The sequence below is a fragment of the Sulfurimonas lacustris genome (genome assembly GCF_059705355.1).
Window position 1 is genome coordinate 1,727,963 of sequence record NZ_AP046125.1, and the last position, 13,694, is coordinate 1,741,656.

Consider the following 13,694-nt stretch of genomic DNA (forward strand, 5'->3'; position numbering starts at 1 on the left):
GTAAAACGGCATCTATTCAACTACGATAAACCCGACATTTTCATGATGATGACACGCATTACAAGAGTTTTTGAAATCATCAAAGCTACGCTTTAGGAGTGCATCGTCTCAAATATCAAGCACCCATCCTCTGATTCGATCTCTCTCACCGTCTTTTTCGTCATCTTCCATAACTGCTTTGAATCAAACTCCTCTGAACTCAAAAACCGTGTAATCTGATCGTGGCTCACACAATTGTCCATCATCGCCGATAATCCTGTCGCCGTAGCGAATCCGCTGTTACTGATTAAATAGTCTGTATAGAGTTCTAGGTAGTCTGTCTTCATACTCCTTTAAAAGCATATCGTGTGCCGATTTGAGCTACCGCTGCGTAACGTCAGTTATGATATTTTTTTAGCATGAAAAATATCCAAATTTTTATCATACTCTTTTGTTTCTATCCCAAAGAGACCTAAAAAGGTATGAAAAATATAATCATGCGAATATTCATCTGTTTTTAAAGCCTCAAGAATCTCTTTTTTTTCTTTCATATCATTGCCAAAATAGAAAACGGCAGGTATATGCTTTTGAAAATCAGGTGCTATGGCATAGGGCAGTCCATGCAAGTATATACCGCCCTCACCGAGTGATTCGCCGTGATCTGAAGCATACATCATAAAAGTCTCATACTTTGACTCGTTGTTTTGAAGAAATTTTATAGTTCTATCCAGTAAATAATCAGTATAAAGTATAGTATTGTCATAAGTATTGACTATCTCTTCTTGCGTACACTTCTCTAAATCTTGCGTATCGCAAGTAGGCTGAAACTTTTTAAAGCTATCTGGGTATCTTTTATAGTATGTCGGTCCATGGCTTCCTTCTTGGTGCAGCACTATAAAAGTATCTTCATAAGATGTGTTAATGCTTTGTTGCAAATCTTCAAGCATTACTTCATCATAAACATTCTCGCCCCCAAAATATTTTACATCTTTTATCCTATCTGCGACACCCTTTGAACGCCCAGAGTTGTTATCTCTCCAGACAACTCTAACACCGCTTTTACTTATAACATCTACAAGATTTTCAAAATACTTTTTATCTTCACTATATTCGCTTCGTGTAAATTTTGAAAACATACAAGGAAGAGATACCGCCGTTGCCGTGCCGCATGAATAAAAATTTTCAAGATTGACAATATTGTCTTGAGCTTTAAGAAGCGGATTTGTATCATGACTATAACCGTTTAGTGAAAAATTTGCTGCTCGTGCCGTCTCGCCTACAACAAATACAAACAATCTTTTTTTAGCTCCGCTTTGAACCATCTTAGCATCTTGAGCTATCGGTATTATAATTTTTTGTGATGAAAACTCTCTTTTTATATACTTTGCAAATGAGTAGATAGGATATGAAGGGTTTAGATAGTATCTAAGCTCTCCGTGATTTCTAAAAAAAGAGCTGTAGTTTTTACTAAATACGGTATAAGCAATTGAAGCAAGAAGCAGTGTTAGTAGCACCATAAAAAATCTATTTAACACCTCTGCTCTATAGTTTTTATACTCTATTTTGTATCTTACTAAAAGTAAAATAGGAAATATACAAAACATCACAATATAACCGATTAGTTTTACCGTAATCAAATCAAAAGCTTCTGCATAATCTGTTTGAACTACATTTGCTATCATATCTTTATCTATAACAGTAGAAAATGTATTCATAAAATAACTGCTTATCCCTGCTACGACTATCAAAACCATAAGCAAGGCTTTAAAACTGTGCCTATGTGTAATCAGCAATACTATGTTTAATACCAGAATAAGCAATAAAAATAGTATAAAAGGAGCCGTCATCATCATTGTATAGTTATTTTCAAAACTCGCAAATTCGGTTAATTTAGTAAAAAACACGATATTTGCAAACACCGTAAAATAAGCAGACATCCAAAAAATTATTTTTTGAGAATCTGTAAAAAAAATGCGTTTTACCACTAAAAAACCTCACTAAAAAATATAGTGAAATTTTAGATTTGCAAAATGAACTATATATGAAAAGTTATGGTAACGGCAGTAAATTGATTTTCAATACTTTGAACAGATATCTTGAAATTATGAATGTCAAGTATGGTTTTTGTTATGCTAAGCCCAAGACCGCTGCCGCTTGAGTTGCTTCTAACTTTATCTACTCTATAAAATCTATCAAAAATATGCTCTATCTCATCTTGTGGGATGCCTAAGCCGAAATCTTTGATACAAAGAGCATCTTTTGTAAGCGACACCTCTACTTTTGTATCGTTATGCGAGTATTTTATGGCATTTTCAAGCAAATTACTTATAGCGATTTTTAAAAAAACAGCATTTCCCGACATATGCACATTTTCTAAACCTAAGAGTTTAATGGAAATATTTTTGTTTTTTGCGAGAAGTTGTTTCTCCTCTACGACTTCACGCACTATCGTATCCATAGAGATAGCGGTAAAACTGTTTTTTATAATATTTTCATCGGTATTTGATAAAAAAAGTATCTTCTCAATCGTATCTTGCAGATGGAGTGCTTCACTACGCACAATTTTTAAGATATTTTTATACTCATCTACGCTTCTATCTTTTCTCAGCCCCACATCTACTTCACCTTTTATTATAGTCAGAGGTGTTTTAAGTTCATGCGAAGCATTTTGCCCGAACTCCCGTACTCTTTTATAGGATTGTTGGATTTTCCTGATGAGATTGTTAAATGTTTCTATAAGCTCGTCTATCTCTTTAGCTACATGTGTTTTTTGAATTTTAAAAGAGAAGTGGTCAACCTCTATGCTTTTTACCTCGTGTAGGACTATTTTAGTCTGCATAAGTGATTTTGAAATAATAATATTTGTTGCTATAAGTATAACAACCAGTAAAAGCGGCAAACCAATCAAAAGCATCAAGATACTGCTTTTAATATGTGCGGAATAGACATCATACGGCATAGCACACTGCAAAATTAAAATATCGGAATTATTCACATCAAGTACGGATGTAGCAACTTTAATAGCGTCGTTTGTTAAGTCACTATTTTGTTGGATAGAAAAATATATATCATCTTTTTTTAAACTGTTTGCATTTATATTTTTATAATCCAACTCATAATTTTTTAAATCGTAAGACTTTTCTATAATAGCTTTTGTACCGTTTGAGATTTTTACGATTTGAACATATAAAGTTTCAATATTAAACTCTTTTTTTACCTCATTGATTCCATGCTTAAAATGCTTATCTTCGTACTCATAAACAAGGTCTTTAGCAACCATAGTCAATGTAGATTCTATGGAACGGTAATATGCCTCTTGCAACGAGTTTATAAGCACAAATCCAAATATACCGAAAATGGCGGCTAAAAATATACCAAGCCAAAAAAGCAGCTTAAATCTGATATTTAAAAATATCTTTTTCACTTATTTTATACCCTTGATTTTTATATGTTTTGATAAGCTTGAGTGCATGGTTTTTATCTATCTTTTTACGCAGCCTGTAGATATATACATTTACAACATTGCTTTGCATCGTGTTATCTATGTTGCTGATGCTCTCTAAAAGCATATCCTCACTTATGATTCTATCCTTATTTCTTAGCAGATATTCCAATATTGCATACTCTTTTGCCGTCAGCTCTATCTCTTGCATAGCTCGCAAGAGCGTTTTTGTCGTTGTATTTAACTCCAAGTCTGCTATTTTAAGGATATTGTCACTTTGTTCTTTTTTACGCAACTGTACTTTTATACGCGCCAGAAGCTCGTCAAAATCAAAAGGCTTTGTTATGTAGTCGTCTGCTCCGAGATTTAAAAAGGTCACTTTGTCGAAAATAGTATTTTTTGCACTTAACATGATGATGGGAGTAGTAACTTTTGCATCTCTTATCTTTTTGCATACCTCATACCCGTCACTGCCGTGTATCATTATGTCCAAGATGACAATATCATAACTGTTTACCTCTGCAAGATAGAGAGCTTCATCCCCGTTTTGTGTAACATCTATACTAAAATACTCCTCTTCTAAACCTTTTTTCAAAAAAGAAGCTATTTTTTTATCATCTTCAACAATTAAAATTTTCATTAATTTAGCAAACCTTTTATGCTTTTATCGCTTAAATCATATGTTTTATAGATGAATAGAATATGAACAGTTATGATTTTTACAATTTTTTAAAATTTCACTCTTTTTTCTTGACATATAAACTCTATTTGTCTATAATTCGCGTCCACAAACACTAGGTTTGTAAATGTCTTGTTAGCTCAGCCGGTAGAGCATCTCACTTTTAATGAGGTGGCCGATGGTTCGAATCCATCACAGGACACCATTTTTTATGTTTTGGCCCCGTCGTCTAGCGGTAAGGATCCCAGGTTTTCATCCTGGTTACAGGAGTTCGATTCTCCTCGGGGTCACCAACACAAACACTTCATTTTTCACACTCCCCAACTCCAAGAATTTAATATTAAGAAGCTATAATTTCAATTTTAAAAATTAAATTTTTCATGAAAGCTACACTATGTTTTTACAACGATATATAGATTTTGTTACAGACCACTTTAAGAGCGTTTTGATTTTTGTAGCCCTTGCTACGGGGGTTTTTGGGTACTATGCACAGTATTTGAGTATTGACGCTTCGGCTGAGACGCTTTTGTTGGAGAACGATGTCGATTTGAAGTTGACGCGTGAAGTTCATGGGCGTTACATCAGTCCTGATTATCTCGTCGTTGCCTTTAGCCCTAAAGAGTATATGCTCTCTGAAACCAACATTGCGACCATCAAAGCACTTAAAGAGTCTTTGTTGCACATAAAAGGTGTCGAGAGCGTTACATCGCTGCTTGACGTTCCCCTGCTTGAGAGTCCGCCAATGGCAGTTTCAGAGGTTGTAAAAAATGTACGCACTCTTTCATCTCCTGATATCAACAAAACGATGGTGCAAAAAGAGCTTACCTCAAGTCCTTTGTATGCAAAAAATCTCGTAAGCGACGATTTTAAAACTACCGCTATTTTAGTCAATCTCAAAGAGGATACCAAATACACCGAACTTCTTCAAAAACGAAATGTTTTTATAGAATTACAGCAAAAAAGAGAGCTTAACAAAGAAGAGAAAAAAGAGTATGAAGCTGCAAAAAAAGCCTTTAAGGAGTATGGTTACAGCACAAGAGATGAAGTGCATCAACTCATCGAAAATGTGCGTTCTACCATCCATCCTTTTCGCAAAGACGGGGAGGTCTTCTTAGGCGGAGTTATGATGATTGCCGATGATATGATAGGTTTTGTAAAGAGCGATATTGCCATTTACGGAACGGCTATCATGCTCATTATGGTACTGATGCTGTGGGTTATTTTCAGACAAGTGCGTTTTGTGGTTTTGCCTATTTTGGTCTCTTTTTCTGCCGTCATTATCACAACAGGCATAAATGCACTTTTAGGGCTTGAAGTAACGGTCGTCTCTTCAAATTATGTTGCGATGCAGCTTATTACCACGCTCTCTCTGGTTATACACCTAATTGTGAGTTACCGTGAAGAGTATGCGCTTTACCCACATTTTTCACAAAAAGAGCTTCTTGAGATTACGCTCAAGCGTATGTCGGTTCCATCTGTTTTTATTATTCTTACTTCGGTTGCGGGGTTCGGTTCACTGATGACATGCGACATCTTGCCGATCATCGATTTGGGTACGATGATGAATATCGGCGTAACTGTCTCACTGATTGCGGCATACCTTCTTTTCCCATCTATGATGATGCTGTTTCCAAAAAAGGAGCCTGTACTTACATTTGACAAAGCTTTTACGCTTAACACCATATTTGCACAAATCGTAGAACATCACGGTAAAAAAATCATCGTGATAGTAGTTGCAATCCTTGGTTTTAGCTTTGTCGGCACTACACAGTTGATAGTTGAAAACAGTTTTATAAACTACTTTAAAAAGAGTACCGAAATCTATCAAGGTATGCAAAAAATCGACAACAATCTAGGCGGTACGACACCTCTGGAGATAGTTGTAAAATTTCCTGAAACAAAGAGCGAGGAGAAGGCAAAAAGTACGACCGGTTCGGATGAACTTGATAGCTTTGCAGACGAATTTACAGAGACGGACAATGATGCACAGTACTGGTTTACAGCACAAAAAATGGAGACGATACTTAAAGTGCATGACTATTTGGTCTCTTTACCTGAAGTGGGCAATGTCTCTTCGCTGGGAACACTCACAAAAGTTGGACGCATCTTAAAAGAAGGGAAAGATTTTGACGGTGTTGAGTTGGCACTTATGTACAACGAACTGCCTCTTGAATTCAAAAAAATCCTTCTCTCGCCATATGTAAACACCGAATACAACGAAGCACGCTTTGTGGTTCGCATAGTTGATTCCAACAAAGACCTTAGACGTAATGAGCTGCTTGAAAAAATCCAAACAGATTTAGAGACAAAAATCGGACTTAAAAAAGAGGAGTTTGAGCTTGTCGGCATGATGGTACTTTACAACAACATGCTCCAATCCCTTTTTGACTCGCAGATAGGAACACTCGGTCTTGCACTCCTCTCACTTGGGGCAATGTTTTTGTTTCTGTTCCGCTCTCTAAAAATAGCGGTAGTCGCACTAACGGTCAACATGGTACCCATCAGCGTTATCTTTGGCATCATGGGCATCGCAGGCATCCCTTTGGATATCATGAGCATTACCATCGCATCTATCGCACTTGGCATCACGGTGGACAACACCATCCACTACTTCTACCGTTTTAGAGAGGAACTTGCACTTGATGGGAACTATATCGCTTCTATGCACAGAGCGCACGGAACTATCGCTTTTGGGATGTTTTACTACTCGCTGGCAACCATTGTAGGCTTTTTGGTATTGGTAACTTCAAACTTTATCCCGACGCTTATCTTTGGTCTTTTGACTGTTATCGTTTTACTTGTAGCAATCGTCTCAGACCTTCTTTTCTCGCCGCTTTTGGTGGTAACATTTAAGCCTTTTGGGGTAAAGAAATAGTAGAGTTCTTGCAAAACCCAAAAATTAGATTCCAAGTGACCAAAGGAAATACCCTTGTGGTACAAGCTTGGAATGACAAGATTTGTGAGTTTTCGTCATCCTGAACTTGATTCAGGATCTAGGTTATGCAAAAAAGAAGTCTAGTAGTTATTCGCTTATTAAACTGTAGTTGATGGGGACACTTAGTGTCGTCTTGCTTGCAGGTTTTGGAAATTTTGTCGAGAGTTCTTCTATGGTTTTGATGGCTGCACGGCTTAAAATCTTATCGCTTGATTCCACCACTGTGATGTTATAAACTTTTGCATCCACATCTAACGTAAATTTCACCTTTACAACACCTACAATCCCTTTTTGTCTCGCACTTCTTGGATAGTATAGGTTCTCCTTTAAAAGCTCTACTATTTTTTGCGTATTGAGTTCATAATACTCTTGTTCATACGACTTCTCTTGAGGTTTTGGTACTGTTTTTTGTTCAGAAGAAACCTCTTTGTGAACCTCTTGTGCCACACTTTTTTGAGGCTCTACAATCATCTCGCTCTGTTGTACTTTTGCCTCATTGGAAGTTTGCTCTTCTTTTTTTAACTCTACTTTTTCCTCTTCACGCTTCTCTATCTTTTTTTCTACTATTTTCTCAACCCTCTTCTCATCTTTTACTCTCTCTTTTTTCTCTTCTGCTCTCTTTGGCTTGCTCTCTTGGGGCTGCACAATACAAACTTCCTCTTTAGACTGATGCTGCGCCGTCGTTTGTGATGCTGCTTCCATCATAGAGAGTTTTAGGGGGATTTTTAGTGGAATTTCTTGCTCTATTTTTGTATCGTTGTTGTAAAAAAACCAAACCGATAGCAGTAATGAACCATGAAAGATAAGAGAAAGAAAAAAGGAGTTGCTGTATCGAATCATAGTGCATATAGTAACAAAAGAATTGTTACTAAGTGCTTAGCTTATACGAAATATAAGTTATATCGACCTTTTAAATTCCGGATACGCCTCTACACCGCATTCGTTGATGTCCATACCCATAAGTTGTGCTTCGTCATCTGCTCTAAATTTGAACACTTTGTTGATTGCCGACAAAACAACATAAGAAGATACAAAAGCAAAAACTCCAACTAAAAACACCCCTTTTACCTGCGCCATAAATGAAACCTCTTCTACAAAGATTCCGGCGGCAAGTGTTCCCCATATGCCATTGACAAGGTGTACGGAGAGCGCACCTACAGGGTCGTCCAGTTTTAACTTATCAAATACTGGAACAGCAAAAACAACTAACGCACCGCCAACAAGCCCGATAAATATAGGTGTAAATATGTCATAATGGTTTGCCGCCGCCGTTACGGCAACAAGCCCGCCTAAAGCACCGTTTAAAATCATCGTAATATCAAAGAGTTTGTAGCGAACATACATGATAAGCGCTGCGATAAGTGCACCTGCAAGCCCTGCTGTGTTTGTGTTCATGATGGTTTTAGCAACCATGTCCGCATTTGCAACACTTGAGATAGAGCCAACACTTCCGCCGTTAAATCCAAACCACCCTATCCAAAGCAGAAGCCCGCCAAGAACAACAAGCGGAATGTTGGATGCGGGGATAACCTTGATTTTTCCATCTTGATAACGCCCTCTTCTAGCGCCGATAATAATAATAGCCGCCAAGAGCGCCCAACCGCCTGTTGAGTGGATAACGGTTGAACCTGCTAAATCATACATCTCTATATCAAAAAACGTATCTTTGAGCATATCCGCACCCCAACTTACATTTACTACAAGAGGGTAGATAACCGCACCCATCACAAGCGTAAAGAGAGCCAGAGGAATGATACGAACACGCTCACTTACCCCACCACTCATGATGTTGACCGTCTTACCCACAAAAGCCATCTGAAACATAAAAACAGCCCAGATACTGCTAGATGCACTCTCCCAACTGCCAAAAGCAAGTTGGTATCCAAAGAGCAAAAAGGCAAGAGAAGCAACGGCATAAATCATCACATTGGTAGTCAAAACAGAGGAGACGTTTTTTGTACGAACCAAACCTGCTTCAAGCATCGCAAAACCGGGAACCATAAAGATGATAAGCGTCATGGAAAACAGGATAAAAAAGGTGTCGATGATATACTTAAAATCAGCTTCTGACACATAAAATCCTTCAAAAAAAATTGAAGGAAATTATAACTTATAAAAGAGGGATAGAATTTTTTTACTGATTAATTTTTAATCAGTAAATAGGATCATAAGGCACTTTGCAAATCTCGAAAAACTTGTTTTTCGTAGCTTTAGGGGGTTGCAAGGGACATCTGTCCCTGCCACTAAAACGGACGAGTTCGTTTTAGTGCGTAACATTACTAGATGGCTTCGCTATCAGTTTCACCCGTACGGATACGGATGATTTTTTCAATATCGCTTACAAATATCTTTCCATCGCCTATCTTACCCGTTCTCGCAGCTTCAACGATTGTCTTTACCACTTGATCCACATTTTCATCATCAACAACCATCTCCATCTTTATCTTTGGGAGAAAGTCAACAACATATTCAGCACCACGATAAAGTTCGCTATGACCCTTTTGACGTCCATAACCCTTCACTTCGCTAACCGTCATCCCCGTGATTCCAATCTCCGCCAAAGCATCTTTTACATCTTCTAATTTAAATGGTTTGATAACCGCTTCTACTCTTTTCATAATCATATCTCCAAATTTAGTTTAAAATTGTAACGACTTTTGCTATTTTAAGCAACTACTCACATCAGATATTGAGTGCTTTTTCTCCATGGATAGTCTCATCAAGACCTCTGCTCTCGCTCTCATCATCCACTCTTCCACCACCTGTTACAGCTGAAGCCACATAGTAAACCACCGCTGTAGCGATAGCACTATACACAACTGTAAGTCCTATAGCCTGAACTTGTTTTACAAGTTGTGAACCCATCTCATATGCCTCCGGCATCGCATAAGGTACGATAAAGAGCGCTGTTGCGATAGAACCCCAGATACCGACTAAACCATGAATCCAAAACGCATCTAAAGAGTCATCCACTTTAAACATCCCTTTGAGCTTTGCAACACCCCAAAAGCCTAGCATACCGCCCACAAGTCCGATGATGATAGCACCCTCGACACCCGCTGTTCCAGAAGCTGGAGTAATTGCCACAAGACCTGCAACCGCTCCGGAAGCTCCACCTACGATAGTTGCTTTTTTATAAACGAACCACTCAACAACAAGCCATCCAAGAACACCGAGTGCCGCTGCAACATTTGTTACTAAAAATGCCGATGCCGCAACACCGTTTGCTCCAAGTGCCGAACCTGCATTGAACCCAAACCATCCAAACCACAAAAGAGCCGCACCGAGTGCCACTAAAATCGGGGAGAAAGGCTTGATAGCCGCTTTGCCGTAATCTCTTCTGCGTCCCAAAATCATAGCAACAACAAAACCTGCCACGCCTGCATTGAGGTGAACAACCGTTCCGCCCGCAAAATCTATCTCACCGAAGTTAAGAGACTCGCCTCCGCCCCACGCCCAGTGTGTTACCGGTGCATAAACCGCTACAACCCAAAGAGCCGCAAACACCATGTATGTAGAAAACTTCACACGCTCTATCATCGAACCGCTTGCAATAGCTACGGCAATAGCCGCAAAAGTTCCTTGAAACACCACAAAAAGAAGCTCCGGTATAGTTCCTTTAAGTGTTTCAGATGTGATACCAGAGAGCATCACTTTACCGCTTCCCATAATGTCCCCATCTCCAAAAGCTATAGAGTAACCTACAACAACCCATACAAGCGAAGCAACAGCATACGCGCCCAAACTCATACCCATGGTGTTAAGCACGTTTTTTGAACGTGTCAAACCACCGTAAAAGAGTGCCAACCCAGCTGGGGTCATGAGCATTACCAAAGCAGTCGCTACAAGCATCCACGCTGTATCACTGCCACTAAGCGCATCCTCTGCAAAAACAAAAGAGGGTAACAACAACATCACACCTAAAAGATATCTCTTCATCTTCTATCCTTTTTAAATAAATCTGCTCAAATTATACACCCTTGCTCTTTGGCGATGTGCATAAATATGATTAATTTTTAATCAATCACTTTTTTCTCTTTACTTTTCTAGCTTCTCTAAAAATTTCTCTCCCTTTACGAAATTTAAAGGGTTATTAAGATACCATCCGTGGAATTATTTTTAAATTTTATGAAGATTAGGTGTTATATATGAGCAACTTGCTAAACAGTGACAACGTACAAAGAATCAACATTGAAGAGACGCTTCAAAGCAGCTACTTAGACTACTCAATGAGCGTCATCGTAGGGCGCGCGCTTCCAGATGTGCGCGATGGACTCAAACCCGTTCATAGAAGAATTCTTTATGCAATGGACAAACTGAGCCTCTCTCACGGCTCAAAATTTAAAAAGTCAGCACGTATCGTCGGGGATGTTATCGGTCAGTACCATCCACACGGAGATACAGCAGTTTATGATGCACTTGTTCGTATGGCACAAGAGTTCTCCATGAGAATGCAGTTAGTTGACGGTCAAGGAAACTTCGGTTCGGTTGACGGCGACAGTGCGGCGGCTATGCGTTATACAGAAGCAAGAATGACAAAATACGCAGGTGAACTCTTAAAAGATTTAGAGAAAAACACGGTCAATATGATTGACAACTACGATGCGACTACAAAAGAACCTGACGTTATGCCAACCCGTGTTCCAAACTTGCTCATAAACGGTTCATCAGGGATTGCAGTCGGTATGGCGACAAACATCCCACCGCACAATCCGCAAGAGATTATGATGGGGCTTAAAGCACTTTTGGCAAATCCTGACATTGAACTCTATGAAATCATGGAACATATCAAAGCGCCAGATTTTCCAACGGGTGGAACGATTTTTGGTAAAAAAGGGATTATTGATGCTTACGCAACAGGTCGCGGACGTATCAAAGTACGTGCTAAAACGCACATAGAGCGCAAAGGAAACAAAGACGTTATCGTTATCGATGAACTTCCTTATCAAGTAAACAAAGCACGTCTGATTGAAAATATTGCAGATTTAGTAAAAGACAAAATGATAGATGGTGTTTCAGAGATTCGTGATGAGTCAGACCGTGAGGGTATCCGTGTTGTTATCGAACTTAAAAAAGATGCGATGAGCGAAATCGTTCTAAACAACCTCTACAAGCAGACAAGCATGCAGGTAACTTTTGGTATTATCATGCTCTCTATCCTTAACCAAGAGCCGAGAGTTTTTGGCATAATTGAGATTTTAAAACACTTTATCAACCACCGTAAAACCATCATCATCCGCCGCACTATCTTTGACCTTGAAAAAGCAAAAGCAAGAGCGCATATCTTAGAGGGTCTTAAAAAAGCTCTTGATATTATTGATGAAATCATTAGAGTTATCAAATCAAGCAAAAATGTAGAAGAGGCAAGAGACAACTTAGTCACAGAGTTCGACTTTAGCGTTATTCAGGCGCAAAGTATCGTTGACATGCGTCTTGGAAGATTGACGGGCTTAGAGCGTGAGAAGATAGAAAATGAGCTAAGAGAGATTTTAGAACTTATCCTTTACCTAGAGTCTATCTTAAAGAGCGAAGAGGTTTTACACGGCATCATCGACCAAGAGTTTGACGAGATTCTCGCAACTTATACCGATGCAAGACGCACAGATATAGAAGATGATTATGACGATATCGATGTTGAAGACCTTATCCCAAATGAGCCTATGGTAGTAACCATTACTCATAGAGGCTACATCAAGAGAGTTCCTCTTATGCAGTATGAGAAACAAAAAAGAGGCGGTAAAGGCAAGATTGCGGTTACAACTTATGAAGATGACTTTATAGAGAGATTCTTTACTTGTAACACTCACGATACACTTCTCTTTGTTACCGACCGCGGACAACTCCACTGGTTAAAAGTATATAAGATTCCTGAGGGAAGCAGAACAGCGAAAGGCAAAGCGGTTGTAAACCTACTCAACCTTGTTGCAGATGAACAGATTCAGTCCATCATCCCAACGACTGACTTTAGCGATGAAAAATCACTTGTCTTCTTCACAAGAAACGGAACAGTAAAGAGAACAAACCTAAGCGAATTTTCAAACATAAGAAGCAACGGCGTAAAAGCCATCCTTCTTGATGATGATGACAAACTCATCACTGCAAGAATCGCAGACCAGAGCATCAAGTACCTCTTTATCGTTACAAAACTTGCGCAATGTATCAAGTTTGAGATAGAAAAAACACGTGATCAGGGAAGAAACACAAGAGGTGTAAGAGGTATCAAATTTAAACTTGATTCCGATGAAGTCGTTGATGCAAACATCATCTCAAGCGATGAGCAAGAGATACTTATAGTTAGCGAAAAAGGTATCGGCAAGCGAACAGATGCCGGAGAGTACCGCTTGACAAACCGTGGTGGAAGCGGTGTTATCGCTATGAAAATGACGCCTAAAACTGGAAAATTTGTTGTCGGATGTTTGATGGTCGATGAAGAGATGGATATGATGGCACTTACAAAAGCCGGCAAAATGATACGTGTCGATATGCAGACTATCTCCAAATCCAGCAGAAACACAAGCGGTGTTTACATCGTAAAAGGTGATGATGTTGCAAGTGTTTCTCGCTGTCCAAAACAGTCCGATGAAGAAGAAGATGGCGAAGAGACTCTTTTTGATGCAAGCGAACTGGAATAGTAGTTGCTTAAACAAAACCAACAAACC

10 protein-coding genes and 2 tRNA genes are annotated in these 13,694 nt (G+C 38.9%); 4 read left to right on the plus strand and 8 right to left on the minus strand.

The window, feature by feature from the left end:
• Positions 1–92: 92 nt before the first annotated feature.
• The 4 genes from AC6H4V_RS08970 to AC6H4V_RS08985 are packed head-to-tail and all read right to left on the minus strand — an operon-like array spanning position 93 to position 4,061.
• On the minus strand, positions 93–326 hold the full coding sequence (locus AC6H4V_RS08970) for a hypothetical protein (RefSeq protein ID WP_497606564.1): 234 nt from the start codon (positions 324–326) through the stop codon (positions 93–95).
• 54 nt (positions 327–380) lie between these two features.
• Positions 381–1,964 carry a phosphoethanolamine transferase gene (locus AC6H4V_RS08975; RefSeq protein ID WP_497606565.1) on the minus strand — a complete coding sequence of 528 codons (1,584 nt, stop codon included), beginning with the start codon at positions 1,962–1,964 and terminating at the stop codon, positions 381–383.
• 50 nt (positions 1,965–2,014) lie between these two features.
• Positions 2,015–3,403 (minus strand): sensor histidine kinase, encoded by a 1,389-nt coding sequence (locus tag AC6H4V_RS08980; protein WP_497606566.1) that lies wholly within the window; start codon positions 3,401–3,403, stop codon positions 2,015–2,017.
• Positions 3,372–4,061: a response regulator transcription factor gene (locus AC6H4V_RS08985; RefSeq protein ID WP_497606567.1), complete on the minus strand. Its 690-nt coding sequence runs from the start codon at positions 4,059–4,061 to the stop codon at positions 3,372–3,374. The genes AC6H4V_RS08980 and AC6H4V_RS08985 overlap by 32 nt, the downstream gene beginning before the upstream one ends.
• Positions 4,062–4,229: 168 nt before the next feature.
• Here AC6H4V_RS08985 and AC6H4V_RS08990 point away from each other — a divergent pair.
• The 3 genes from AC6H4V_RS08990 to AC6H4V_RS09000 all read left to right on the plus strand — a co-directional run bounded on the left by AC6H4V_RS08990 (position 4,230) and on the right by AC6H4V_RS09000 (position 6,975).
• A tRNA-Lys gene (locus AC6H4V_RS08990) sits at positions 4,230–4,305 on the plus strand.
• 13 nt (positions 4,306–4,318) lie between these two features.
• Positions 4,319–4,393, plus strand: a tRNA-Glu gene (locus tag AC6H4V_RS08995).
• Between the two features lie 101 nt (positions 4,394–4,494).
• Positions 4,495–6,975, plus strand: coding sequence for an efflux RND transporter permease subunit (locus AC6H4V_RS09000; RefSeq protein WP_497606568.1), 2,481 nt, complete (start codon positions 4,495–4,497; stop codon positions 6,973–6,975).
• 147 nt (positions 6,976–7,122) lie between these two features.
• Here AC6H4V_RS09000 and AC6H4V_RS09005 read toward each other — a convergent pair whose 3' ends face one another.
• The 4 genes from AC6H4V_RS09005 to AC6H4V_RS09020 all read right to left on the minus strand — a co-directional run bounded on the left by AC6H4V_RS09005 (position 7,123) and on the right by AC6H4V_RS09020 (position 10,974).
• Entirely contained in the window at positions 7,123–7,875 is a 753-nt protein-coding gene (locus AC6H4V_RS09005; protein ID WP_497606569.1) for an energy transducer TonB, read from the minus strand.
• Between the two features lie 57 nt (positions 7,876–7,932).
• Complete coding sequence (locus tag AC6H4V_RS09010) at positions 7,933–9,108, minus strand: ammonium transporter (RefSeq protein ID WP_497606570.1); 1,176 nt, start codon at positions 9,106–9,108, stop codon at positions 7,933–7,935.
• Between the two features lie 206 nt (positions 9,109–9,314).
• The gene (locus AC6H4V_RS09015) at positions 9,315–9,653 is read right to left on the minus strand and encodes a P-II family nitrogen regulator (RefSeq protein ID WP_428729482.1); all 339 of its coding nucleotides are present in this window, start codon (positions 9,651–9,653) and stop codon (positions 9,315–9,317) included.
• A gap of 64 nt (positions 9,654–9,717) precedes the next feature.
• Complete coding sequence (locus AC6H4V_RS09020) at positions 9,718–10,974, minus strand: ammonium transporter (protein WP_497606571.1); 1,257 nt, start codon at positions 10,972–10,974, stop codon at positions 9,718–9,720.
• A gap of 209 nt (positions 10,975–11,183) precedes the next feature.
• Here AC6H4V_RS09020 and gyrA point away from each other — a divergent pair, with 209 nt between their 5' ends.
• Positions 11,184–13,667, plus strand: a complete 2,484-nt coding sequence (gene gyrA, locus AC6H4V_RS09025; protein WP_497606572.1) for a DNA gyrase subunit A — start codon at positions 11,184–11,186, stop codon at positions 13,665–13,667.
• Positions 13,668–13,694 lie beyond the last annotated feature (27 nt).

What these genes read in the sequence shown, in the direction of transcription:
- AC6H4V_RS09000 (WP_497606568.1), top strand. Translation starts at nt 4,495, where the DNA reads ATGTTTTTACAACGATATATAGATTTTGTTACAGACCACTTTAAGAGC.
- AC6H4V_RS09020 (WP_497606571.1), bottom strand. Translation starts at nt 10,974, where the DNA reads ATGAAGAGATATCTTTTAGGTGTGATGTTGTTGTTACCCTCTTTTGTT.
- AC6H4V_RS08970 (WP_497606564.1), bottom strand. Translation starts at nt 326, where the DNA reads ATGAAGACAGACTACCTAGAACTCTATACAGACTATTTAATCAGTAAC.
- AC6H4V_RS09015 (WP_428729482.1), bottom strand. Translation starts at nt 9,653, where the DNA reads ATGAAAAGAGTAGAAGCGGTTATCAAACCATTTAAATTAGAAGATGTA.
- gyrA (WP_497606572.1), top strand. Translation starts at nt 11,184, where the DNA reads ATGAGCAACTTGCTAAACAGTGACAACGTACAAAGAATCAACATTGAA.
- AC6H4V_RS08985 (WP_497606567.1), bottom strand. Translation starts at nt 4,061, where the DNA reads ATGAAAATTTTAATTGTTGAAGATGATAAAAAAATAGCTTCTTTTTTG.
- AC6H4V_RS09005 (WP_497606569.1), bottom strand. Translation starts at nt 7,875, where the DNA reads ATGATTCGATACAGCAACTCCTTTTTTCTTTCTCTTATCTTTCATGGT.